The following is a 23,313-nucleotide window of genomic DNA, read 5'->3' on the forward strand; positions in this document are numbered from 1 at the left end:
CTATTTATTTCAATAAAAAGTTAACAATTAATACGATACCTACAGCCAACGACATAATTAGCACATAGTTTTCTACATTTCCGTTCTGAAGGCGTTTTGCCGCTCTTCCGGAATCTGCGGCGCCTAATCCTATGAAATTCACGATAGGATCCAGAATTGCTTTGTCAAACATCGCTGCTGCTTTACCAGCTTCTTCGAAAGGTCTTACGATGCACGCATTGTAGATTTCATCAACAAATAATTTTCTTGCTGATAGTTTTTCCCAACCTGTATAGCTTTCTTCCGGAAGTGCTCTTTTCTGTTTTTTCACATAAGTGTTTCTAACAAAGAACCAAACTGTAAAGAACATCAGTACCGTTGCTCCCAAAAGAATCATTTCTGTATTGAAATTGACTCCGGAAAGTGTATTTTCCATCTGTTTGAAACTCTCCTCTGTCAAAACAGGTTCCAGCCATTTCATTAATTTAGAGTAATGACCGTGTCCGATGAAGTGAGGAAGATTGATAAAACCTCCGATTACTGAAAGGATTGCCAATACAATTAATGGTAAAGTCATACTTGCAGGACTCTCATGCAAATGGTGTTTTTGGTCTTCTGTACCTCTGAATTCTCCATGGAAAGTCAAATAGTACAATCTGAACATATAAGTAGCCGTAATAGCTGCCAGAACAAATAGCATCACCCAATAAATTGGATTTTTAGCGAAAGCTGCTACAAGAATTTCGTCTTTAGAAATCATCCCTGATAACAATGGGAATCCTGAGATTGCCAAGGTTCCGATCAGGAAAGTGATGTGTGTAATGGGAATATATTTTTTCAGTCCGCCCATAAAACGCATATCCTGCTCATTGCTCATTGCGTGGATGACAGAACCAGCTCCTAAGAATAATAAAGCTTTGAAGAAAGCGTGCGTCATCACGTGGAACATTGCTGTAGAATAAGCGCCCAGACCTAAAGCGATGAACATAAATCCAAGTTGAGAAACTGTAGAATATGCCAATACTTTTTTGATATCATTTTGACGAAGTGCGTAGAAACCTGCTAATGCTGCGGTCAAGAATCCTATTAACAAAATCCCATCCTGAACTGTAGGTGCAAGGACAAACAAGAAGTTGGATCTTACTACCAGATAAACACCCGCTGTCACCATCGTAGCTGCGTGGATCAAAGCGGAAACCGGCGTTGGACCAGCCATTGCATCAGGTAACCAGGTGTATAAAGGAACCTGCGCAGATTTACCAGTTGCTCCTATGAACAAACAAGCTGTGATAAAAATAATTGGTGTTCCGTCCAGCTCAAAGCTTGAAGCGTTTTGAGCTACAGAAAGATAATCGATGGCATTGACCTGAGCAGCAATGGCGAAGATCGCGATCAGTAATCCAAGGTCGCCAATACGGTTCATAATGAAAGCTTTTCTTGCTGCTTTTCCATAGTCTTCATTGGTATACCAGAATCCGATCAATAGATAAGAACAAAGTCCTGCACCTTCCCAACCGATAAACAAGATCAGATAATTGCTTCCTAATACCAAAAGCAACATAGAGAAAATGAATAGATTAAGGTAAGTGAAGAATTTATAAAAACCAGGGTCGTGACTCATATAACCAATAGAGTAGAGATGGATCAGTGATCCGATGCCGGTGATAATCATGACCATCATTAATGACAGCTGATCTACCTGAAATCCGAAATTGATCTGGATCCCATTCACTCTGAACCATTCGAATGCTTTGATGACAATGGGTCCACTTTCGTTTTTGAATCCAAAAAATATACTTGTTGTGATAACAAACGAAGCAAAAACTACCAATGTCGCCAATCCTCCAACAAGCATCTTCGGAAGTTTTTTCCCGAAAAGTCCATTGATGAGAAATCCAACTAAAGGTAAAAGTACAATCGCGTAAACTAAATTTTCCATTCCTTTTATTATCCTCTTAATTTATTAAAAATACTTACGTCCACAGATTTGGTATTTCTGTACATCATTGCAATAATTGCCAATCCTACAGCTACTTCTGCTGCGGCAACCACCATGATGAAGAACACCAAAAGTTGTCCGTTGCCATCACCTTTATAAGCAGAAAATGCTGCCAGTAAAAGATTCACGGAATTAAGCATCAATTCTACACATCCTAATATCACAATGGCATTTTTACGAAGCAAAACTCCCAAAACACCAAGACAAAACATAATCGTACATAGAATAATAAAATATTCCAATGGTACATGTTGTATAAATGTATTTACATCTCCTCCCATAATCTTATAAATCTTTTTTACCGATGAGAACAGCGCCAACGATTCCTGCTAAAATAAGAATCGAAGCCAGTTCAAATGGCAATACATATTCGTTAAACAATAATCTTCCCAGATTTTTGGTCAAACCAACCGAGTGGTCGATGTTGTCTGCAGCTGTTGTGTTTCCAGAAAGTCCTTTGTAAGCACCTAACATTCCTACAAACAAGATACAAACCGAGAAGATCCCGATGAACTTTGGAAGCTTGTCTTTTTTGCTTTCGTCTTCTTTATTAAGATTCAACATCATTAATATATAAAGGAACAATACCATAATTGCACCTGTATAAACGATGATTTGAACGATACCTAAGAACTGGGCATTAAGAAGAATGTACATCCCGGCGATGGAAAACATCGTCACAATCAGTGAAAGGATCGCGTACAAAGGATTTCTTGCAAATACGAAATAAACGGCACTTGCTATGGCTAAAAACGCGACGATAAAAAATAAAATCTGATCCATTATTTTACTGCATTTTTTTGTTTCTCAGATTGTCTTTCTGTGATGTCAATCCTTGCATTAATTTTCTCCACCAATTTATCTTTTCCGTAGATGAAAGAATTTCTGTTTTGTTCCACATCCACCAATCTGTCTGTTAAGTAGATGGCAGATTTTGGACAAGCCTCTTCACACATTCCGCAGAAGATGCATCTCAACATGTTGATCTCGTAGATCTCAGCATATTTCTCTTCACGGTAAAGATCTTTTTCTTCTTTTTTTCTTTCGCCGGCTGTCATGGTGATGGCTTCTGCAGGGCAAGCCACTGCACAAAGTCCGCAGGCGGTGCATCTTTCTCTGCCTTCTTCGTCTCGCTTCAAAACGTGTTGGCCTCTCCAGATTTCTGCTCTAGGTTTCTGAACCTCAGGATAAGAATATACCGCAGGCGCACCCTTCATCACGGTTCTTACAGCGTGCTTAAAAGTGATTCCCATCCCTTTGAATATCGCAGGTAAGTAGATCTTTTCGCCCAAGGTCATTTCTTTATTGGAAACAACTTTTGATCTGTTGGTAAGTTTCATTTATGATAGATATTAGATGTTAGACATTAGATCTTAGACCGTTCTTGTCCTATATCTTTAATTATTATTCAATTTTAATTTCCAAATGCTAAGATCACAGCACCTGTGATCATGAGATTGATCAGTGCCAAAGGAATCAAAGTTTTCCATCCAAGGTGCATCAACTGATCATATCTAAATCTCGGAAGGGTCCATCTGATCCACATAAAGATCAAGATTCCAATGATTGTTTTTACTAAGAAAGCGACTATACTCAATATGCCCGCTGCATTTTCCCCCCAATTGTGAGTCACCCAATCTATTCCAGGATAGTTGTACCCTCCGAAGAATAGAACGACCATAAATGCATTGGAAATAAACATATTCACATATTCCCCAAACATATAAAGACCCAATTTCATAGATGAATATTCGGTAGAGTAGCCGGTTACCAATTCAGATTCACATTCTGGCAAATCGAAAGGATGACGGTTGGTCTCTGCCATGGCCGCTATGAAAAATATGAGGAAAGCCAACGGTTGGTAGAGAATATTCCAGTTGATCCCGGAAATTGAAGGGATAAATCCCCATATTTTTCCGGTGGTTTGGGTCTCCGTAATGACTTTAAGATCAAGGCTTCCCGACATCATAATGATGGAAAGCAGTGCCAATCCCATTGCCAGCTCGTATGAGATCATCTGGGAAGAAGCTCTGATTGCACCCAACAAAGAATATTTGTTATTGGAAGCCCAACCTCCGATCATAATGCCGTAAACGCCGATGGAGGCCATTCCGATGATGAATAAAACACCAACATCAATATTAGCGACCTGTAGGTCATAAGAAACGCCTCCGAAATTCAATGTTTTGCCCCACGGAATTACAGCGCCTGTAATCAATGAAATAAACATGACCAACGATGGTCCTAATATAAAGAGGAACTTTTCAGCGTGCTCCGGTGTAAAATCTTCTTTGAAGAAAAATTTACCACCATCTGCCAGAGGCTGCAACAGTCCGAAAGGTCCTGCTCTGTTGGGCCCAATCCTGTCCTGCATGATGGACGCTACTTTTCGTTCTGCCCAAGTAGAGTAGGCAGCAACAGTAAGTGCCAAAAGGAAAAGAGCAAGTACTAGTATGATTTTAAAAGTCAGTAATTCCATATTTTAAAAGTTCAAAATTTAAAGTTCAATGTTTTGTAAAAGTTGAGTTTAAATTTTTGTTAACTATCTAATTTTTCAATTTCTTTTTCGTCTAATACACCAATTTCTTTGGCATCAGGATTGTCTAAAACGTTGTAACTGTCTGTGTTTTTCTCATAATGATTAAGAGAGATTACAGAATGTCTGTCGATATGTCTTGGACCTTCTATAGTCCAGAGCGCTGTGTCTTTTTTTTCAAAACGACACTCGTTACAGATCCAGTCTTCTACTTCGTCGTACTGGTCTTTTCTTGCCGTTACCCGGACAACTTCATCACCTTTCATCCAAACGACTGCTTTCCCGCTGCATTTGGTACAGGTACAACTTGCGTTGTAAGGTTTTGTGAACCATACTCTGCTGGTGAATCTTGCTGTTCTGTCCGTCAATGCGCCAACTGGACAAACATCGATGACGTTTCCGATGAAATCATTGTCCAAAGCTTTGTTCAACATGGTAGAGATCTCTGCGTGGTCTCCTCTGTAAAGGATGCCGTGTTCTCTTTTTTCTGTCAATTGGTTCGCTGCCAATACACATCTTGCGCAAAGGATGCAACGGTTCATATTTAATTTGATATAAGGACCGATGTCGTCTGCTTCGTAGGTATTTCTCTCAAACTCCGTTCTGGTTTCCAGATTTCCGTGCTCGTAGCCAAGATCCTGAAGGTGACATTCTCCCGCCTGATCGCAAACTGGGCAATCCAAAGGGTGGTTTACCAAAAGGAATTCGGTCACCGCTTTTCTACCTTCTTGTGCTTTTTCGGAACTAAGGTTTTTCACTTCCATCCCGTCCATCACGCCAGTTCTGCAACTTGCGACTAACTTCGGCATTGGTCTCGGGTCTGCTTCGGAACCTTTGGAAACTTCTACCAAACACGTTCTGCATCGTCCTCCGCTGGTTTCCAGTTTGCTGTAATAACACATCGCTGGCGGCACAGATTTTCCACCGATTTGTCTTGCAGCTTCCAAAATAGAAGTGCCAGGCAAAACTTCAGTCGTCTGTCCGTCTATGGTCACTTTAAATTTTTTGACTTCTTCGCTCATATTTCAAGGTTTTAGATTTAAGATTTAGATTTTTAATAAAACCTTCGTCCTCAATCTTTTGTCAATTCTATTTATAATTTAAAATATATCTGAGAGTATATTTTATTTCTTTAATTTTCTATTAAAAACGTATCCGATTCCAAAATTAACTTGGTAGAATACAAAGTCCTGAATGGCTTTATCAGGTTTATTATTAAGAGTGGTTTTGATATCTGGCATATTGATGTAACCAAACTTTCCTTCTACTCTTGCCATAATGTGATTCCAAAAAACAAGATTGATACTTGATCTCGCATCCAATCCGAATCCTGCCAAATGGTATCTGTCGCTTCTTTCATTCCCGAATAATTTCACATTACTCTTCGGCATCAAAGCGCCAACACCACCTCCGTAAGCCCAAAAGATATCGAAATTCTTTTTGCTTAACAGATTTTTGTACTTTTCCAGACCAACATTTACATAATTCAGTCCATCTGTATGTTCAAAGGTAAGGAATTGCTCATCAGCTAAATTAACCTGACCATTCTGAACCATTGCTGCATAAGTAGGATCTGAGATATTTCCTCTGAAATTTGCGATTTGATTCTGATCCATCACATATTTCATATGATCCTGAGCAACAACCAGCGCTACATTATCTTTCAAGAAGTAAGCAAACCTAAAATTAAATTGAGGAATGGATAGTCTCGTTGGATCTATATATGCCATACTTAATTCTGATGGTCTGTCATGAGCAACTACATTATTCAATGTAAAATCATAGCCATTTCCTTTGAAACGAATATCTGACTTGCTGAATCCAGCTCTGTTCCAACCCCAAAAAATGAACATTGTTCCTTTTTTGAAACTCTTCTTTTTATTAATTTGAGGTAATTCAAAAGAATCAAAATAGTGACAAATTTGAGTTGTATCTTTTCCTAAACTTTGTCCAAAAACAAAATTCATCCCTATAAAAAACACAAAAATCAATTCAAAGAACTTCTTCATTATACTATCTTCTACTTCTTATTTGGCAACTGCCGGAATTGGATCTGCATAATTAGCTAATCCATAATTTTGGGTTTGGCTCAACTCTGGGTTGTTGACGTGCCATTCAAACTCATCTCTGAAGTGTCTGATAGCAGCAGCAACCGGCCAGGCAGCGGCGTCTCCCAAAGGACAAATGGTATTCCCTTCGATTTTTCTCTGGATATCCCAAAGCAAATCAATGTCTGCCATTTTACCTTCTCCTTTTTCAATTTTTTTCAAGATTTTGTACATCCAACCCGTTCCTTCACGGCAAGGTGTACATTGTCCACAACTCTCGTGGTTATAGAATCTTGCTAATGTCATTGTATGATTGACCACACATTGGTCTTCATCCAAAACTATAAATCCACCTGAACCCATCATCGTTCCGGTAGCAAAACCACCGTCAGCAAGGGATTCGTAATTCATATATCTTGGTTCGCCATTGATGGTTTTCAGTAATAAATTTGCTGGGACGATTGGAACAGAACTTCCACCAGGAATACAGGCTTTCAGTTTTTTACCATTCGGGATGCCACCACAATATTCATCAGAATAAATAAATTCTTCAACGGTAATGGTCATATCGATTTCGTAAACGCCTGGTTTGTTGATGTTACCGCAAGCAGAAATCAATTTCGTTCCTGTTGACCTTCCAACACCTATTTTAGCATATTCGGCACCAGTGATATCGATGATTGGAACAACTGCAGCAATCGTCTCAACATTGTTCACCACCGTTGGTCGTTCCCAAAGTCCTTTGATAGCCGGGAAAGGTGGTTTTAGTCTTGGGTTTCCTCTTTTACCTTCAAGAGATTCCAGCAATGCCGTTTCTTCACCACAGATATAAGCTCCTGCACCTCTTTGAACATATATTTCGCAATCGAAACCAGTTCCTAAGATGTTTTTTCCAAGAAATCCAGCAGCCTTGGCTTCTTCGATGGCTTCTTCCAAAATATCTGGAATCCACGAATATTCTCCTCTTATATAGATGTATGAAACGTTGGAACCTAAAACGAAAGAAGAAATCAACATTCCTTCTATTAATAAATGAGGAAGAAACTCCATCAAATATCTGTCTTTGAAAGTTCCAGGTTCGGACTCATCGGCATTAACAACCAAGTGTCTTGGCACGCCTTCTGGCTTAGCAAGGAAACTCCACTTCATTCCAGTAGGGAAGCCCGCGCCACCACGACCACGAAGTCCGGAAGTTTTCACTTCTTCAAGAACTTCTTCAGGTTTCATTTTAAGCGCTTTCTCTGCCGCTTCGTAACCACCATTTTTTCGGTAAGTTTCGAAGTAACGGATTCCCTCAATATGTGCGTTTTTAAGTAAAAGTTTTTTACTCATTGTTTTATGCTTTTAGCGAATGGCTTTTAGCTTGTGGCTATTTGCGGTACGCCTTTTTAATTAATTTAAAATTTATTTTTAACCTAAATCGATGGCGCCTTGTCTGCAAAGGTCAATAATCTCATCCACTTTTTCGATGGTCAAATGCTCGTGGTAGAATTTTCCCAACTGCATCATCGGTGCATAACCGCAGGCGCCAAGGCATTCTCCCGGTTTCAGGGTGAAAAGTCCGTCTGCTGTAGTTTCGCCGTCTTTAATGTTTAATTTCGTTCTGATGTGGTCGAGAATATGGTCACTTCCGTTCAGCATACAAGGTCCTGTTCTGCAAACTTCCAAAACATATTTTCCCACTGGCTTCATATTGAACATGGTGTAGAAAGTCGCAACTTCATATACTTCAATTGGCGTGATACTTAATATTTCTGCAACATAATCCATCACTGGAACAGCCAGCCAACCATCAAATTCTTTCTGTGCAATGTGCAAGACAGGAATCAACGCAGATTTTTGTCTGCCTTCCGGATATCTCGCCATAATTTTATGAACCTGCGCTAAGCTTTCAGGTTTAAAAGCAATTGTTTCGCTCATATTTAAAAGATTTTAGATTTTAGATTTTAGATTTTAGATGAAAATCGTGGTTCTAAAAATCTTATCAATTTTGATATTAATTTAGATTTAAAGATTTTAGATTAATTTAAAATTTATAATCCAAAATCTATAATTTCATTTATGCGTCTAATTCTCCCGCAATGATATTCATACTACACATTGTTACGATTGCGTCAGATATTACAGCGCCGGTGATCATTTCCGGATAAGCTTGGTAATAAATGAAACAAGGTCTTCTGAAGTGCAATCTGTAAGGCGTTCTTCCGCCGTCGCTCACGAGATAAAATCCTAATTCTCCGTTTCCACCTTCTACAGCGTGGTAAACTTCGCCTTTAGGAACATCTGTTTCTCCCATTACGATTTTGAAATGGTAAATCAAGGCTTCCATTTTGTTGTAAACATCTGCCTTTTCAGGAAGATAGAAATCCGGAACATCTGCGTGGAATGGTCCTTCTGGAAGATTGTCGTAAGCTTGGTTGATGATCTTCAAAGATTCCCAGATCTCTTGTTGTCGAACCATAAAACGGTCATAAGTATCACCGGCAGTTCCTACAGGAATCATGAAATCGAAATCTTCATAAGAAGAGTAGGGCTGTGCAACGCGTACGTCATAATCTACGCCAGCTGCACGGAGGTTAGGACCAGTGAAACCGTAACTCAAAGCTCTTTCTGCTGAAATTGCGCCTGCGCCGATGGTTCTGTCCATAAAGATTCGGTTTCTTTCTAAAAGCTGACCGAATTCTGCAAATCTTGCTGGGAAAGTTTTCAGGAAGTCTTTCAACAACTCGTGGAACTTCGGTGTGAAATCTCTTTCAAACCCGCCAATTCTACCCATATTGGTCGTCATCCTTGCACCACAAATCTGCTCATACATATCATAAATGCGTTCTCTCTCGATAAACATATAAGTCAATCCTGTAATTGCGCCGGCGTCCATTCCGGTAACACCGTTACAGATCAGGTGGTCACCAATTCTTGCCAACTCCATCAAGATCACACGCATATAATCTACACGCTTTGGAACTTTGATCCCGATCAATTTCTCAACTGTCATATGCCAACCCAAATTATTGATTGGTGCAGAGCAGTAGTTCATTCTATCGGTTAGGGTTGTGATTTGAGAAAAGTTTCTGCGTTCAGAGATCTTTTCAAATGCCCTGTGAATATAGCCTACAGTTTGCTCAGCGTGAAGAATCCTCTCACCGTCCATAGTAAGAACGTTCTGGAAAATCCCGTGAGTTGCTGGATGTGTAGGTCCCAGATTCAGGGTATATAATTGCCCGTCGATCTGTTCTTTACTTTCGTGCTGGTTGAGTATATTAGATAATGAGTTATCTTTCATATTCTTTATAATTGATAATTGATAGGTGATAATTGATAATCATTGATCTATCACTTATATTAATTTTATCTGCCGAACATACTGTCGTTCTTGTCTGTTCTGGTTCCATCTTCCAATCGGTATTCTTTCAGCATCGGATGGTAACCCAGGTCTTCCATATTGAGGATGGGTCTCAGATCCGGATGTCCTTTGAATTTGATGCCGTAGAAATCAAAAGTTTCTCTTTCCATCCAGTTGGCACCAGCGAATAGTTCTGTCAAAGAGTCTACCTCTACATTTTCTCTCGTCATAAAAACTTTGAGACGGATTCTGAAGTTGGTCATCATATTATGCAAGTGATAAACAACGCCAATTTCTTTCTCTGGTGTTTCAGGATAATGGATCCCACAAACGTCTGTCAAGAAATTGATTTCTAAAGTAGAATCTTTGAGATAATGAATGATCTTTTTGATGTCGTCTTTTTTAACTTCAACCGTCAGCATTCCATACGGCTCTGAACTTGAAATCACAGATTCGGGAAATTCTCTCGTGATTGCTTCTAATACAAATTCGTTCGTCATCTTCCTTAGTTGCTAATGTTGTAAGAATCCAGTAAATGCTGATATTCTGGCATGTCTCGTCTTCTTAGACTTTCACTTTCTGCCAAAGCCTGCACTTGCATTACACCTTCGATGATCTGTTCTGGTCTTGGTGGACATCCTGGAACATACACGTCTACTGGAATGATTTTATCAATCCCCTGAAGAACGGAGTACGTATCAAAAATACCACCACTGGAAGCACATGCGCCAACTGCAACTACCCATTTTGGCTCAGCCATTTGGGTGTAAACTTCTTTCAAAACGGGGCCTAATTTTTTCGATATGGTTCCACAAACCATTAGCATATCTGCCTGTCTTGGAGAGAAAGAGTTTCTTTCCATTCCAAATCTTGAAGCGTCGTAGGTTGGATTCAATGTCGCCATAAATTCGATACCACAACAAGAAGTAGCGAAAGGTAGAGGCCAAAGTGAAAACTTTCTTGCCATCCCAATGACACTGCTCAGTTTCGTTGCAAAAAATCCTTCTCCTTCAAATCCTGGGGGAGCGGGTGCATCTGTTATAATTACTGGTTTGTTATCTGACATTTTTTCTTTTTTTGTTAAAGTGTTAAATCGTTAATTTGTCAAAATGATGAACAATTTTACGATTCTGCGATTTCGCAGTTTTACTTCATTCAGTTATTTGTCCCAATCCAAAGCACCTCTTTTCCAAACGTAGAAAAAAGCGACAAAGAAAATAGCAACAAATGTAAGTACGGCCACAAAGCCTTCCATTCCAAATTCTCTAAAGTTGACAGCGTAAGGATAGAAGAATACGATTTCTATATCGAATAGCACGAACAATACTGCAGTCAAGAAATATTTAATAGAAAATGGTGTTCTCGCGTTACCTTCACTTGGAATTCCGCATTCCCAGGCTTGGTTTTTTGCAGAATTTCCTTTTTTCTGCTGTGGACCCAAAAAATGAGCTCCTAGCAAGGAGATTGCTACAAATCCAAGACCAACGGCTGCCTGAATAAGGATTGGAATATAATTTTCGGGTAAATTCATAAGATCTAAATTTAACTATGCAAAAATACTAAATAAAGATTTAATATAGTAAATTATCAGCCTTATGTAAAGCAGAGAAAAGTCGCATTTTGTAAATTTAGAACGGTTATAAATAAGCTTCTATTTCTCTTTCTTGCCTATTTTCTTCAGAACCAAGAAGGCAATGTAAGCAATATATAGAAACAATACGCTGGCAAACAAGATGTTGATCACTGTGTCTGTTCTTTCGTCTTTGATGGGTTTGTAGAAATTATAAGCCACAAACAAAATTATCAAGCCCGCATAGATATAGAGTTGCTTTTTCAATCTGAATTTTTTTTAAGAGTTTGGTGTTCTTATTCGGTAATTATATTTTGTTAAACAATCGTTTAATTAATATTTAATTTCTAGAGCATAGGTTCTTCTTCTTTTGTGGTTCACCGGATTATAATCCTGCCAAAGCAACTGGACGCTTTTGTTTTCTTCCAGCTCGGGATTGGTCTCCAAAAACTTGATGCCTTTGTTTTTGAGGTTCCTCTGTATCGCTTTGAAGATAATGGATGTAACGCCTCTTCGCTGGTACTCCGGATGGATGCCGATCAAGTAGAAATTTGCGCGTTCATTCTTTTTCCCAGCCTGTAAAAAATGCCACCAGCCGAAAGGGAACAGTTTACCATTGGATTTCTGCAGGGCTTTGGAATAGGAAGGCATTGTGATTGCGAAAGCCACCAATTCGTTATTCTCATCAGCGACACAAGTGATGTAATCTTTGTCTATAAAACCAAAATATTTTTCTTTGTAGGTTTTGATTTGCTCGTCGGAGATTGGTGTATAAGTAGAAAGATGTTTATAAGTCTGATCCAACAATTTGAACATCTGTTCTACATAAGGCAGGATTTCTTTTTTATGATTGAATTTTAATGTTTTCAATTTATATTTCTGAGCGATCAGAGAACTGAATTTCTCCACTTTTTCCGGTAAAATTTCAGGAAACTGTAACTCAAATTCTACCCATTCTTTTTCCTTGACCAAACCCAGGTTTTCCAAATGTTTCGGGTAATAGTCATTGTTGTAAAGTCCGATCATTGTTGCCAGTTTATCAAAGCCCATTGTCAGCATGCCTGCTTTGTCCAGATTGGTGAATCCCATTGGACCTTCGATCTTTTCTATGTGGTTTTCTTTTGCAAAATTGATGGCAGTATCAACCAACGCTTTGGAGACCTCTGCATCATCAATAAAATCCAGCCAACCGAATCTCACTTTGCTGATGCCGAGTTCTTTCTCTTCCTTTCTATTAATCAAAACAGCAATCCTGCCTACGATCTTATCGTTTTTATACGCCAAAAATTGTTTCGCTTCGGAATAATGCAGTGCCGGATTTTCTTCTTTTTTCCATATATTTCTTTCTTCATTGATCAATGGCGGAACATAGTTGGGGTTGTTTTTGTAAAGTTCCATCGGGAATTTGATAAAATCCATCTGATTTTTTTCAGTAACTACTTGCTTTATATTGATATTTGCCATATTCTTGTTTAATAGATAAAGCAAAGATAGTTTTTAAGCAAAAAAAAGCAATGCTTTGGCATAATTTTTACTCAAATTCGTGTAATTTATTTTAATATAAATTGAAAATAAAATGACTGGTTACTATTTAATTATTGGGATTTCTATGTTGTTGAGCTGGATTGTTTCTTCCAGACTGAAATCCAAATTCGAACATTACTCCAAAGTTCATCTTAGAAATGGACTTTCTGGAAAAGAAATTGCCGAAAAAATGCTGAGAGACAACGGTATTACCGACGTTCAAGTTGTTTCTGTTCCGGGGCAATTGACAGATCATTACAATCCGGAGACCAAAACTGTCAATCTCTCTGAAGCAGTTTATATGCAAAGAAACGCCGCGGCTGCTGCCGTTGCAGCTCACGAATGTGGTCACGCTGTGCAGCACGCTGTAGGGTACTCTATGTTGCAGTTGAGATCAAAAATGGTTCCGATTGTCAACATCAGTTCCAACCTTTTGCAGTTTGTTTTGATGGGTGGTATTGTGCTGATGGCGATGAGTGGCAGCAAAATTGTCTTAGCAATCGGTGTTGTGCTATTTGCAATCACAACCTTATTTGCATTTATCACATTACCAGTGGAATATGATGCAAGCAATCGTGCCTTGAAATGGTTGGAAACTACAGGAACCGTTTCCCGTGAAGAGTACGCTGGGGCAGAAGATTCTTTGAAATGGGCGGCAAGAACTTATGTTGTGGCTGCCTTGGGTTCGCTTGCTCAGCTGATGTATTTCGCATCACTATTGATGGGCAGAAGAGATTAAAAATTAGATAAAATTAAATTCCAAAAGCATCTCGGATAATTCTTCTGAGATGTTTTCTTTTTTTGAGGTTTTGATGTTTGCAACGATGGTACAGATATCTTCGGCCTCGAAGGTGCTTATTTTACCATCATATTTATTAAGCAACGTAAAAATCACGTTTTGCTGAGAGAATTTGAATTTCAATTCAATTTGGGATTCTAATTCTTTTGTGATGATCTTGGTGTGTTCCAATGTGTATTTTGCACATTCTTTGTAGGCTTTCACCAGTCCTCCAACGCCCAGTTTTGTTCCACCGTAATACCTGATGACCACAAGCAAAACATTGGTGATCTGATGAGTAAGAAGTTGATTGTAAATTGGTAAACCCGCACTTCCGGAAGGTTCGCCATCGTCATTTGCTCTGTAATTTTCTCCAATGATTCCCAATCTGTACGCATAGCAGTGGTGCGTTGCTTTTGAATGGATTTCCTGAAGTTTGCTCAATCTTAATTTGATATCAGATTCAGAATGGACGGGATACGCAAAACCGATGAATTTGCTGCCCTTCTCTTTGAGGAGAATTTCTTCAGTTTCTTTGTCGATGGTCTGGAATTCAAACATTCATCAAAAATAGAGATTCTGTGAGTCAAATTCAAATATTAATTAAAAAATGGAATTTGATTGATTATAATTCGGATTTATAACAGATTAATTATGAGAGTCTTAAAAAAATCACAAAATAAAAATTCCAACTATTAATTTTTATGTAATTTTGCATACTAAATTTTATTCAAATCAATGCCTAATACAATAATCATTGGCTCCGGAAGTTACATTCCGGAAAACATAATAGAAGGTTCATATTTCAAGGATTCTGTTTTCTATGATGATAATAATCAACTGATTGAGAAGCCAACGGAAGAAATAATTCAGAAATTTGTGGATATCACAGAGATCGAAAGAAGAAGATATTTGAGTCCGGAAGATTTCAATTCGGATCTTGGTCTCAGAGCATCTGTGGAAGCTATTAAGGATGCAGGCATTGACAAGGAAGATATCGACTATATCATCTACGCTACCAATTTTGGGGAAGTGGATACGGATGGGATTCCCAACTTTATGCCTTCTTTGTCAGCCAGACTGAAGAATAAATTGGATATCAAAAACAGATCTTGTGTCAATTATGATATGATTTTTGGATGTCCGGGCTGGGTAGAGTCTCTTATTCTTGCAGATACATTGATAAAAGCTAAGAAGGCAAAAACAATTCTTGTTGTTGGAGGGGAAACACTTAGTCGTGTGACTGATGAATTTGACAGAAATAAGATGATCTTCGCTGATGGTGCCGGTGCTGTGGTAGTGACTGCTACAGAAGACACAACGGTAGGCGTTCTGGCGGACAGTACACTTTGTGATAACGGCGAAGAGCTGAATTATCTTGCCAATGGCCCAAGTCTGAACCTGGAGTCCAAAGAAGCCCGACAATACATCCAGATGAAAGGGCGCAAAATCTACGAATACGCACTTAAGAATGTTCCAGACGCTATCAAGAAAACAATCGAGAAAGCAGATCTTGATATTACTGATGTCACCAAAATACTGATTCATCAGGCCAATGCCAAAATGGATTATGCGATGATCGGGAGACTTTTCAAATTGTACGGACAGAAGGATTATGATCACGCGATCTCTCCAATGACGATTCAGGAATTTGGAAACTCATCTGTAGCAACTGTTCCTACTTTGTTTGATCTGATCAGGAAAGGTAAACTGGAGGGTCAGGCATTCATTCCGGGTTCTCACATTGTTTTTACATCAGTTGGAGCAGGGATGAATATCAACTGCGTGGTCTATAAATTTCCAGAAGGGAAAATTTAAAGTAAAATCAAAACTTAAACGTTTATAATATGAAAGGAATAAATTATTATTCCTTTTGTTTTTTTTAATATCAGTATGCAAAAGAATATTTTATTTCTTCTGGGCATTTTTTTATTGCTGGAAGTCTATGTTTATCAAGCTTTTAAAACCGTTTATTCCAATCAGAATGCAAAATTCATCTATTGGATCCCGACGGTTGTGATCTACGGATTTTTACTTTATTCCGTTCTTACTTTCAACAGAGGATCTCACGATTACTTGAGTTTTCAGATTGTATTTTCCACTATTCTGATCTTCGTTTTACCAAAATTACTGGTGGCTGTCTTCCTGTTGGTAGAAGATATGTTTAGATTGTTCAATTTTGGATATCAATATGTGGCGACAGAAAATCACGATTATCCATCACGGCGAAAGTTTGTGAGTCTGGTAGGTTTGGGATCGGCAGCGTTGTTAGCGGGTTTGGTTTTGGACGGAATTGTGTTTGGGAAATACCGCCACAGAGCGAGAATTGTAAGGTTGAAGCTAAAGAATCTTCCTGCAGCTTTTAAAGGTTACAGGATTGTTCAGATCTCTGATGTTCACAGTGGAAGTTTTCAAAATCCAAAACACTTACAGCACGCAATCGATTTGATCAATAAGCAAGACGCTGATCTGATCCTTTTTACCGGAGATATGGTGAACAATTATGCAGATGAGTTCATTCCTTTTATTGATCTTTTTTCTCAGATCAAAAGCAGGGACGGCAAGTTTGCAGTTCTCGGAAATCATGACTATGGCGACTATGGTGATTTTAAAAATAAAGAAGAAAAAGCGCAAAACATTCCTCAGCTCATAGAGTATGAGAAGAAAGCCGGATTCGAAATGCTGAGAAATGAACACCGGATCATTGAGAAAAATGGAGAAAAACTTTATATTCTGGGCGTCGAAAACTGGGGGATTCCACCTTTTCCGCAATTCGGTGATCTGGATAAAGCTTCTCAGGATGTTCCTGCAGATGCTGCAAAAATCCTGATGTCACACGACCCTTCACATTTCGATGCCGTTGTGAAAAACCACCCAAAAAACATCCAGTTAACGATCTCTGGACATACGCACGGGATGCAGTTCGGAATCGATCTGAAGAACTTCAAGTGGTCGCCTGTAAAGTACAAGTATCCAAAATGGGCAGATCTTTACGAAAGTGAAGGGAAATATCTCTACGTTAACCGTGGTTTTGGCGTGATCGGATATCCGGGAAGAGTCGGCGTATTGCCGGAAATTACCGTTTTTGAACTAAGTTAAGGCCTGTCCTTTCATATAATAAAGCCTGTTATCGGATCAATGATAACAGGCTTTTCTGTATGGTTTTCGTCAGCTTCGGTTAATGAAATGAGTGGTTATTGAAGATTAAATCACTTATACGGCTTCATTTAAAATGCTTATTACTGTACATACGTTCCCAATTCATGTCAATTAAATAAGTCTGTGTCAAACTTTGAATGGTTTTTTTTTTTTTTTTTTAATGTCAAAACAGATAATCCTTCATTCTGGAAACGGCAATTTCGTGCTCATCTATGAACTGGAAGAGACTTTCCAGCCGGTCTTCGAAAGTTCTGTCGAGGTTGATCTTCTTGTAAAAAGGCAACACAAATGGCAGCCTGTCTTTGCTGTAAAGTTGCCACGCATTGGCATAGATCATGACATATTCATCCGACTTCAGACTTTCCAAAAGCATACTCTCATAATACTTCATCGGTGTCACCTGGAGTACATAATCATTGAACGGAAGCTGCGAATAGGGTGACTGACTTTCGGGGACAACCGTCAGTTCGTTTTCGGTGTAGATTTCTGTTTTTGCGGTCAGCTTTCGCCATAGAAAATCGATCTTCGAATCCTCAATGTTCGAGACGTAAACGAAGTCCAGTTCTTTGATTTCCGGGTAGGGTAGACGGTGTGCTTTTTGCCTCAATCCTTTGATGGGTTTGTTGAGTGTGTGCTCCAGATTCAGCTTCGTTTTTGCAATGCTTTCTGCTTCAGAATTGACATTGTAAAGTGCGATCTCGTGACCGGAAAGTGACAGGCTTTTCAGTAGTTTATGCAGCTTATCGGCAATAGAGATTTCCACAAAAAATGTGGCGTGATACTCGTGCAATTCCAGCAAAAGCAAAATGATCTTGGTATTTTCTTCGATAGATGATATCAATTCATCGTCAGAAAATTTTTTATTGGCTTCTCTTGTTTTTTCTGTAATTGATATATTGAATGTTAGTAAGATCACTTAAACTGGAATTTATATTTTGGTTATAAATAATTATAAATCAAATGTTAAAACATACGTAACTTCAATTGATGATTGAGGTTTTGTTATTTGTTTAATTTAATTTTTAAATTATTGATCATATCTATTGACATTGATGAAATATCGAACTTATAATCCAATCCCCAATCTTGTTTTGCGGCAGAATCATCAATACTTGCCGGCCAGGAATCTGCGATCGCCTGACGGAAATCCGGCTCATATCTGATCTCAAAATCCGGGATTGTTTTTTTGATCTCATCAGCCAATTCCTTGGGTGTGAATCTCATCCCGCCAAGGTTATAAGAATAGCGGATTTTCACCTGGTCTTTTGGAGCGGTCATCAGCTTAATTGTAGCGTCTATTGCGTCGTCCATATAAAGCATCGGCATCGCTGTATCTTCCTTGATGAAGCTGGTGTATTTTGCATTTTCTACCGCCTCATAAAAGATCTCCACCGCGTAATCTGTAGTACCACCTCCGGCCGGGGCTTTCCAGGAAATCAAACCAGGATAACGGATACTTCTGATGTCCACACCATATTTTTCGAAGTAATATTCGCACCATTTCTCACCTGCCATTTTGGAGATCCCATAAACGGTGGTTGGGTTAAGTACCACTTCCTGTCCCACATTTTCTTTCGGGATCCCTTTTCCGAATACTGCGATAGAACTTGGCCAGAATATCTTTTTTAACGTCCCTTCCTTCGCTAATTCACAAAGGTGGATCAATGGGTCAAGATTCAGTTTCCAGGCGAAAAGAGGCTGCTTTTCGGATGTTCCTGACAGGAGAGAGGCCAAATGGTAAACCGTCGTGATGTGGTGCTCTCTGATCACTTCTGTAACGGCTTGGAAATTGGTGACATCCAGTCTTTCATAATAGCCGGCTTCTGTGATGCCTTCTTTCCATTTGTCAAGTCCGGATGCGATGACGTTTTCTTTACCGTACATTTCACACAGTCGTACTGTGAGCTCCGTTCCGATCTGGCCCAGTGCGCCAGTGATGAGGATTTTTTCTGTTGGTGTTTCCATTTTTACTTTTATTGATTCGCAAATCTAATTAATTTAAATATTGGGCTAAAATTTTTCCACGGCAAAAGACTTCGATTGTTGCAAGTAGTGAAACAAATGCGGTGAAATAATTTGCGAGGTTCTGGTATTATTTTAATTTTATACTTTTAAAACCTTACAATTTAAGATCCAAATTTTATCAATCCCATCTTTATGAAAACCAATTCAATTATCAGTACCGATGAGCTTTTTCTAATTTCCAACCATGCCGGTCTTCGGATTTTTGATGTGAGAACTGGTCCGGATGCCAAAGAAGCATATCAGAAAAAACATCTAGAGAATGCCGCTTTTGTGGATTTGAATACGGATCTAGCAGATATTAATGATCCCAAAATGGGCGGGAGACATCCGCTTCCGAGTTTTTCAACTTTCATAAAAACCTTGGGTAGATTAGGGATTGATAAAGATTCTGAAGTGGTGATCTATGATGATAAAAATGGGGCAAATGCAGGCGCGAGATTTTGGTGGATGCTAAAAGCCGTGGGTCACCAGAATGTCCGGGTGCTGAATGGCGGTTTCCAATTTGCCGAAAGTCAGCATTATCCTGTTGCTTCCGGTGATCAATCTTATGCTGAAGCAAATTACGTTTCGGGATGTAACAAGTGGCAACTGCCACAAGTCTCGATTGATAATGTAAAAACTGCAACGCAAAATCCCGACTTTTTGATTGTCGATGTCCGAGAGTGTACACGTTATCAAGGAATTACAGAGCCTATTGATTTGGTGGCTGGACATATTCCGAAGGCGGAGAATTTCCCCTTTACAGAGAATCTGGACGAAAATGGACTGTTCAAATCTCCTGATATTCTGAAGGATAGTTATACTGCGTTTTTCAAAAATAAAGCGTCAGACAAAATCATTTTCCATTGTGGAAGCGGCGTTACGGCTTGTCATTCTTTATTGGCATTGGATCACGCCGGTTTTGAAATCCCGAATCTTTATGTGGGAAGCTGGAGCGAGTGGAGCCGAAACGAGGTTTAGGAGTGAGTTATGAATTTATCATTAATTAAAAGCTTGCCCGGATCTGCATACTTCCAATGTGAATCGTCCGTTCACCGGAATTCCGCCCTTCGTAATTCACATTCAGTTGGATGAAGGCGTTGATGGCTTGCTGAACGAATAATGACCAGACCTGGTTTTTACCGACCTTCAGTCCTTCCAACATTTGATTTCCGACAATGCTGTAATTATTCCCGGTAAAATCATTATTAATAAAAGAAAAATTAGCCCGGACAGAGGTTTTCGCCTTTTCCCATTGCAGTGTTCCGGAAATCTCGTAGGTTTTCAGCATTTCCAGGCCGTCTGTTCTTTTCTTTTGACGCAGTGCGCCGTAGAGCTCCGTCTGTAAACTTTCTGTGAGTTTGTAAGTCGCCTTGGGCTTGGTCTCCCAATTTTGAAGAAGGTAATTCCGTGTATTATAAACCTGAGAACTGTTGGTGACATTTTGGACAGAATTTTCCCAATCTGTCCTGAACGATTTTGTAAACGAGTAGCCAATATTGAGGAAATGAGACTTCTGACCGTGCGCTTCATTGCTGAAATTGGCATTCACCAGATTGTCATTGTCTGTGTACCGGTAACTGCCATTCCATCCAGATTTGTCACTGGAGTTGAATATTGCACCAGCCAGTATGTTCTGTGTTTTCAGCAATTGATCGTTTTCTTTTTTGAATGGATTCCAAACCAGAACCTGATCATTTTTGAGGTAAGAGTTCTGAGAAAGCAAAGACAGGTTGACATTCCACCGTTTCAAAAATTCATTTTTAGAACTGATGATCACTGATGGATTCACAAACAAGGCAAGTTGAAGTTTATTCTTGTTCGAGGCCAGATAATTCACACTATTCGTATAAATTCTAATATACTGGGCTAAATCTGCATATTCCGCCGCTTCGAATTCATCTAATTGCTGAATGCCATCGTTGTTATAATCTGTCCATTTGTAAACACCTTGCCCATCTGTGACTTTGATGTACTGGAATTCGCGCTGCGCTTCCTGCCCGTTTCCGAGTTCGTAGAAAAACTGTAGCCGCATCCCGTTTTTGAAAAGTTGCTGGTTGTAGAGGATATTCCCGACCACAAAATCCTGATTCTGGTCATTCGCAAGACTTTGATTTTCATAAAAGAACTTTCTGTAATGCATCAAGGTAGATAATTGTGTCGTTTCAGTCTTGATGATCTGGCTTTCTCCCATAATTCCGACAAGGTTGTTGACCTTTAGCAAACGGTTGTCCTGCACAGAATCATTGCTTCGGAAATAGAGTTTCGTTAATAATTTGGTCCTTAAGGAGTCCGTTATTTTTTTCTGGATGAATAATTCTTTCCAGCTGTAACTTGTCACATCCAGATTTTGAGTGGCATTGTATTTTTTCTCGTTTTGTTCCATAGATCCGCCCAGCATCCAGCTTCCCTTTTTGCCTGCTAACTCTGTTGAAATTCCGCCTCTAATGAAAATCGTATTAAGATCTGTCGATTTTGTGTCTAGGTAAGAAATGGCGGCCAGATTATTGAATTTGCCAACTTTCCAGACAGCATCTAGGTCATTTTTGATGCCTTTGTATGTGTCTGTTTCCTCCAGGTAATTTAATTTATAATTGATCTTTGATGTCTTACCAAAATCATTAAGGAAGGAAAAAATGAAACGGTTCTGCGTGATCTGACTGAACTCATTGGTCAAATTAAAATCCCTCCAGAAATCTACATTATTGATGCGGTCCAGAATATGGAAGTTCTTTTGAATCATTTGGTATTCCAACATCGGCGTTCCTGTCCAGGTGTTTTTTCGGAACGTTTTGTTGGCATAGAGTCTTGCGGCGTAACCAATGTTTTGATCATTGTCTTTTGATGAAAATCCATTGAGGTCATAATTGCTCAAAGAGACATCTGTCCCAATGACGCCTTCATTCAAGGCGTATTCTACATTGGCAGAATAGACCTGAGACTTTTCTGGAGCAGGGAGTTTGCGAACCGCAAGGTAATCGCCTAATCCTGTTCCCATATATTGGAATACACGGCCATTATTGGTGGTTTGTTGCAGCTGATAATCACCTTTTCCGGTTCCGAAATATGTAAAGGACACCAGATAGAGGACTTGTGTCTGATCTGTTGAGAATTCATAATGAAAGGAATTGCCTGAGAATACCTTTTTATAGAGGATCTTGTTGACATCATATTCGGTTTCTACACCGGATTGAGAATACATCAGATTGGGATCATTTCCTGCATTCGCGAGTTGCAGTTGATCTTCTTCGCTCAGGTTGAGGGAAAGTGGTGCATTCTTGTTGTCGTTCTCCATAAACCAGCTCAATCTCGCTTTGAGCTTTTCGCGCTGGTGTTTTATATTTCCTGTGATCAGAAATCTGGTGTAATTCCGATTCGTATAATTATAAGAAACATTGATGAAGTTCTGTTTGTAAATAGGACGGAAACTGGTGAAGGTGATTTCTCCAGTGTTGTAATTGATAATGTAATCCTGATTTTCGCCGCGTTTCATCAAAACACCATCAATGAAAACCTGCTCGGAACCTGAAATGATTGTGATGAACAGCTCGCCGTTTTTCCCTGTCAACCTGTAAGGACCTTGGTTTCCTTCTATTCCCTGGAAACGCATCCTGTAAAATTCACTTCTGGCAACACCTCCGGAAACATCTATTGCGGTTTTGTTCCCATTCTTTTCCCAACTGGTGAGGAACTGTAATCCCATACTTCTTCTCTGATAACGTCCAAAGTACGTGGTCTCATCATTAAGATCCAGATGTCCGGCTCTTATGATGCTGTGATTTTTGATATTAAGCTGCAAGTATATTTTGTCAAATTCCTGCAAAGTCTGTGTGTAACCATCTGCCTGAACGGGAAGATTGTGATCCGATATAGAAGCCAGAATAGAAACATCCGGGCTCAATTTTCCTGAGATTTGCATATCCATAGAACTTTGGACAGAAGATCCCTGATTATTTCCGAACGTGATTCCTCTGATGATGGATCCTTTGGAATTGAGCTCGCCGAGGATTCTTTTCTTGTCATTTTTTACCAGCACTTCTTCATCATAAATCACTTTATTTTGTTTTTTGATAAAGTCAAGCGTGTCTTTGGTGAAAAAGTCCTGGTTGATTTTGGCGATCAGAATGCTGTCTTTTTTGATAGAATCTTGCGGGATATTGGGGTTTTTCCAACTGAAAATCTGTGCATTAACCGGGATTAGTGCAAAAAAAATCAATGTTAACAGAAAAATTTTATTTATCTTAGCCACCCTTTTGTTATGATGTGTAAAAGTACTAATAATAGGCGTTGGAACGAATTAACAATTATTTAAAACGGGGAACGGCCTCTTAAAATTGTAGTAAGCATTAAAATTTTATATTTGCCACAGACAA

Annotated in this window: 23 protein-coding genes; 4 read left to right on the plus strand and 19 right to left on the minus strand. The window is 39.2% G+C overall.

Annotated elements, in window-relative coordinates; all coding sequences use genetic code 11:
- Positions 1-4: 4 nt before the first annotated feature.
- The 15 genes from nuoL to F564_RS0107470 all read right to left on the minus strand — a co-directional run bounded on the left by nuoL (position 5) and on the right by F564_RS0107470 (position 12,939).
- The gene (gene nuoL / locus F564_RS0107400; protein WP_028122069.1) at positions 5-1,918 is read right to left on the minus strand and encodes an NADH-quinone oxidoreductase subunit L; all 1,914 of its coding nucleotides are present in this window, start codon (positions 1,916-1,918) and stop codon (positions 5-7) included.
- An 8-nt stretch (positions 1,919-1,926) separates the two neighbouring features.
- Positions 1,927-2,259: an NADH-quinone oxidoreductase subunit NuoK gene (nuoK, locus tag F564_RS0107405; protein WP_028122070.1), complete on the minus strand. Its 333-nt coding sequence runs from the start codon at positions 2,257-2,259 to the stop codon at positions 1,927-1,929.
- A gap of 4 nt (positions 2,260-2,263) precedes the next feature.
- On the minus strand, positions 2,264-2,761 hold the full coding sequence (locus F564_RS0107410) for an NADH-quinone oxidoreductase subunit J family protein (RefSeq protein WP_028122071.1): 498 nt from the start codon (positions 2,759-2,761) through the stop codon (positions 2,264-2,266).
- Positions 2,761-3,318, minus strand: a complete 558-nt coding sequence (locus F564_RS0107415; protein WP_028122072.1) for a NuoI/complex I 23 kDa subunit family protein — start codon at positions 3,316-3,318, stop codon at positions 2,761-2,763. The genes F564_RS0107410 and F564_RS0107415 overlap by 1 nt, the downstream gene beginning before the upstream one ends.
- A 74-nt stretch (positions 3,319-3,392) precedes the next feature.
- Positions 3,393-4,457 carry an NADH-quinone oxidoreductase subunit NuoH gene (gene nuoH, locus F564_RS0107420; RefSeq protein WP_028122073.1) on the minus strand — a complete coding sequence of 355 codons (1,065 nt, stop codon included), beginning with the start codon at positions 4,455-4,457 and terminating at the stop codon, positions 3,393-3,395.
- Positions 4,458-4,516: 59 nt separating this feature from the next.
- Positions 4,517-5,536: a 2Fe-2S iron-sulfur cluster-binding protein gene (locus F564_RS0107425; RefSeq protein WP_028122074.1), complete on the minus strand. Its 1,020-nt coding sequence runs from the start codon at positions 5,534-5,536 to the stop codon at positions 4,517-4,519.
- A 102-nt stretch (positions 5,537-5,638) separates the two neighbouring features.
- Positions 5,639-6,523, minus strand: a complete 885-nt coding sequence (locus F564_RS0107430; RefSeq protein ID WP_028122075.1) for a hypothetical protein — start codon at positions 6,521-6,523, stop codon at positions 5,639-5,641.
- A gap of 18 nt (positions 6,524-6,541) precedes the next feature.
- Positions 6,542-7,894 (minus strand): NADH-quinone oxidoreductase subunit NuoF, encoded by a 1,353-nt coding sequence (gene nuoF, locus F564_RS0107435; RefSeq protein WP_028122076.1) that lies wholly within the window; start codon positions 7,892-7,894, stop codon positions 6,542-6,544.
- Positions 7,895-7,972: 78 nt separating this feature from the next.
- Positions 7,973-8,482, minus strand: coding sequence for an NADH-quinone oxidoreductase subunit NuoE family protein (locus F564_RS0107440; protein ID WP_028122077.1), 510 nt, complete (start codon positions 8,480-8,482; stop codon positions 7,973-7,975).
- Between the two features lie 139 nt (positions 8,483-8,621).
- Complete coding sequence (locus F564_RS0107445) at positions 8,622-9,845, minus strand: NADH-quinone oxidoreductase subunit D (RefSeq protein WP_028122078.1); 1,224 nt, start codon at positions 9,843-9,845, stop codon at positions 8,622-8,624.
- Between the two features lie 65 nt (positions 9,846-9,910).
- Positions 9,911-10,405 carry an NADH-quinone oxidoreductase subunit C gene (locus F564_RS0107450; protein WP_028122079.1) on the minus strand — a complete coding sequence of 165 codons (495 nt, stop codon included), beginning with the start codon at positions 10,403-10,405 and terminating at the stop codon, positions 9,911-9,913.
- A gap of 5 nt (positions 10,406-10,410) precedes the next feature.
- Entirely contained in the window at positions 10,411-10,971 is a 561-nt protein-coding gene (locus F564_RS0107455; RefSeq protein WP_028122080.1) for an NADH-quinone oxidoreductase subunit B, read from the minus strand.
- Between the two features lie 93 nt (positions 10,972-11,064).
- The gene (locus F564_RS0107460) at positions 11,065-11,436 is read right to left on the minus strand and encodes an NADH-quinone oxidoreductase subunit A (protein WP_028122081.1); all 372 of its coding nucleotides are present in this window, start codon (positions 11,434-11,436) and stop codon (positions 11,065-11,067) included.
- Positions 11,437-11,556: 120 nt separating this feature from the next.
- On the minus strand, positions 11,557-11,742 hold the full coding sequence (locus F564_RS0107465) for a hypothetical protein (RefSeq protein WP_028122082.1): 186 nt from the start codon (positions 11,740-11,742) through the stop codon (positions 11,557-11,559).
- Positions 11,743-11,808: 66 nt separating this feature from the next.
- The gene (locus F564_RS0107470; RefSeq protein ID WP_028122083.1) at positions 11,809-12,939 is read right to left on the minus strand and encodes a GNAT family N-acetyltransferase; all 1,131 of its coding nucleotides are present in this window, start codon (positions 12,937-12,939) and stop codon (positions 11,809-11,811) included.
- A gap of 112 nt (positions 12,940-13,051) precedes the next feature.
- On the opposite strand from F564_RS0107470, the gene F564_RS0107475 reads away from it, so the two are divergent.
- Positions 13,052-13,738 carry a zinc metallopeptidase gene (locus F564_RS0107475; RefSeq protein ID WP_028122084.1) on the plus strand — a complete coding sequence of 229 codons (687 nt, stop codon included), beginning with the start codon at positions 13,052-13,054 and terminating at the stop codon, positions 13,736-13,738.
- Positions 13,739-13,741: 3 nt separating this feature from the next.
- Here F564_RS0107475 and F564_RS0107480 read toward each other — a convergent pair whose 3' ends face one another.
- On the minus strand, positions 13,742-14,338 hold the full coding sequence (locus tag F564_RS0107480; protein ID WP_028122085.1) for an IMPACT family protein: 597 nt from the start codon (positions 14,336-14,338) through the stop codon (positions 13,742-13,744).
- Between the two features lie 177 nt (positions 14,339-14,515).
- On the opposite strand from F564_RS0107480, the gene F564_RS0107485 reads away from it, so the two are divergent.
- Both F564_RS0107485 and F564_RS0107490 read left to right on the plus strand, forming a co-directional pair.
- Positions 14,516-15,595, plus strand: coding sequence for a 3-oxoacyl-ACP synthase III family protein (locus F564_RS0107485; RefSeq protein WP_028122086.1), 1,080 nt, complete (start codon positions 14,516-14,518; stop codon positions 15,593-15,595).
- A 75-nt stretch (positions 15,596-15,670) separates the two neighbouring features.
- The gene (locus F564_RS0107490; protein ID WP_028122087.1) at positions 15,671-16,876 is read left to right on the plus strand and encodes a metallophosphoesterase; all 1,206 of its coding nucleotides are present in this window, start codon (positions 15,671-15,673) and stop codon (positions 16,874-16,876) included.
- A 223-nt stretch (positions 16,877-17,099) separates the two neighbouring features.
- Here the strand turns inward: F564_RS0107490 and F564_RS0107495 are convergent, their stop codons facing one another.
- Both F564_RS0107495 and F564_RS0107500 read right to left on the minus strand, forming a co-directional pair.
- Positions 17,100-17,852 (minus strand): polysaccharide deacetylase family protein, encoded by a 753-nt coding sequence (locus F564_RS0107495; protein ID WP_028122088.1) that lies wholly within the window; start codon positions 17,850-17,852, stop codon positions 17,100-17,102.
- An 86-nt stretch (positions 17,853-17,938) separates the two neighbouring features.
- Positions 17,939-18,901: an NAD-dependent epimerase/dehydratase family protein gene (locus tag F564_RS0107500; protein WP_028122089.1), complete on the minus strand. Its 963-nt coding sequence runs from the start codon at positions 18,899-18,901 to the stop codon at positions 17,939-17,941.
- 192 nt (positions 18,902-19,093) lie between these two features.
- On the opposite strand from F564_RS0107500, the gene F564_RS0107505 reads away from it, so the two are divergent.
- Positions 19,094-19,921, plus strand: a complete 828-nt coding sequence (locus tag F564_RS0107505; protein WP_034981052.1) for a sulfurtransferase — start codon at positions 19,094-19,096, stop codon at positions 19,919-19,921.
- A 25-nt stretch (positions 19,922-19,946) separates the two neighbouring features.
- Here the strand turns inward: F564_RS0107505 and F564_RS0107510 are convergent, their stop codons facing one another.
- Positions 19,947-23,156 (minus strand): hypothetical protein, encoded by a 3,210-nt coding sequence (locus F564_RS0107510; RefSeq protein WP_028122091.1) that lies wholly within the window; start codon positions 23,154-23,156, stop codon positions 19,947-19,949.
- Between the last annotated feature and the right edge of the window lie 157 nt (positions 23,157-23,313).

It is taken from the genome of Epilithonimonas tenax DSM 16811 (genome assembly GCF_000428485.1).
In the GTDB taxonomy this organism is placed as follows: domain Bacteria; phylum Bacteroidota; class Bacteroidia; order Flavobacteriales; family Weeksellaceae; genus Epilithonimonas; species Epilithonimonas tenax.

What these genes read in the sequence shown, in the direction of transcription:
- nuoL (WP_028122069.1), bottom strand. Translation starts at nt 1,918, where the DNA reads ATGGAAAATTTAGTTTACGCGATTGTACTTTTACCTTTAGTTGGATTT.
- nuoK (WP_028122070.1), bottom strand. Translation starts at nt 2,259, where the DNA reads ATGGGAGGAGATGTAAATACATTTATACAACATGTACCATTGGAATAT.
- F564_RS0107410 (WP_028122071.1), bottom strand. Translation starts at nt 2,761, where the DNA reads ATGGATCAGATTTTATTTTTTATCGTCGCGTTTTTAGCCATAGCAAGT.
- F564_RS0107415 (WP_028122072.1), bottom strand. Translation starts at nt 3,318, where the DNA reads ATGAAACTTACCAACAGATCAAAAGTTGTTTCCAATAAAGAAATGACC.
- nuoH (WP_028122073.1), bottom strand. Translation starts at nt 4,457, where the DNA reads ATGGAATTACTGACTTTTAAAATCATACTAGTACTTGCTCTTTTCCTT.
- F564_RS0107425 (WP_028122074.1), bottom strand. Translation starts at nt 5,536, where the DNA reads ATGAGCGAAGAAGTCAAAAAATTTAAAGTGACCATAGACGGACAGACG.
- F564_RS0107430 (WP_028122075.1), bottom strand. Translation starts at nt 6,523, where the DNA reads ATGAAGAAGTTCTTTGAATTGATTTTTGTGTTTTTTATAGGGATGAAT.
- nuoF (WP_028122076.1), bottom strand. Translation starts at nt 7,894, where the DNA reads ATGAGTAAAAAACTTTTACTTAAAAACGCACATATTGAGGGAATCCGT.
- F564_RS0107440 (WP_028122077.1), bottom strand. Translation starts at nt 8,482, where the DNA reads ATGAGCGAAACAATTGCTTTTAAACCTGAAAGCTTAGCGCAGGTTCAT.
- F564_RS0107445 (WP_028122078.1), bottom strand. Translation starts at nt 9,845, where the DNA reads ATGAAAGATAACTCATTATCTAATATACTCAACCAGCACGAAAGTAAA.
- F564_RS0107450 (WP_028122079.1), bottom strand. Translation starts at nt 10,405, where the DNA reads ATGACGAACGAATTTGTATTAGAAGCAATCACGAGAGAATTTCCCGAA.
- F564_RS0107455 (WP_028122080.1), bottom strand. Translation starts at nt 10,971, where the DNA reads ATGTCAGATAACAAACCAGTAATTATAACAGATGCACCCGCTCCCCCA.
- F564_RS0107460 (WP_028122081.1), bottom strand. Translation starts at nt 11,436, where the DNA reads ATGAATTTACCCGAAAATTATATTCCAATCCTTATTCAGGCAGCCGTT.
- F564_RS0107470 (WP_028122083.1), bottom strand. Translation starts at nt 12,939, where the DNA reads ATGGCAAATATCAATATAAAGCAAGTAGTTACTGAAAAAAATCAGATG.
- F564_RS0107475 (WP_028122084.1), top strand. Translation starts at nt 13,052, where the DNA reads ATGACTGGTTACTATTTAATTATTGGGATTTCTATGTTGTTGAGCTGG.
- F564_RS0107480 (WP_028122085.1), bottom strand. Translation starts at nt 14,338, where the DNA reads ATGTTTGAATTCCAGACCATCGACAAAGAAACTGAAGAAATTCTCCTC.
- F564_RS0107485 (WP_028122086.1), top strand. Translation starts at nt 14,516, where the DNA reads ATGCCTAATACAATAATCATTGGCTCCGGAAGTTACATTCCGGAAAAC.
- F564_RS0107490 (WP_028122087.1), top strand. Translation starts at nt 15,671, where the DNA reads ATGCAAAAGAATATTTTATTTCTTCTGGGCATTTTTTTATTGCTGGAA.
- F564_RS0107500 (WP_028122089.1), bottom strand. Translation starts at nt 18,901, where the DNA reads ATGGAAACACCAACAGAAAAAATCCTCATCACTGGCGCACTGGGCCAG.
- F564_RS0107505 (WP_034981052.1), top strand. Translation starts at nt 19,094, where the DNA reads ATGAAAACCAATTCAATTATCAGTACCGATGAGCTTTTTCTAATTTCC.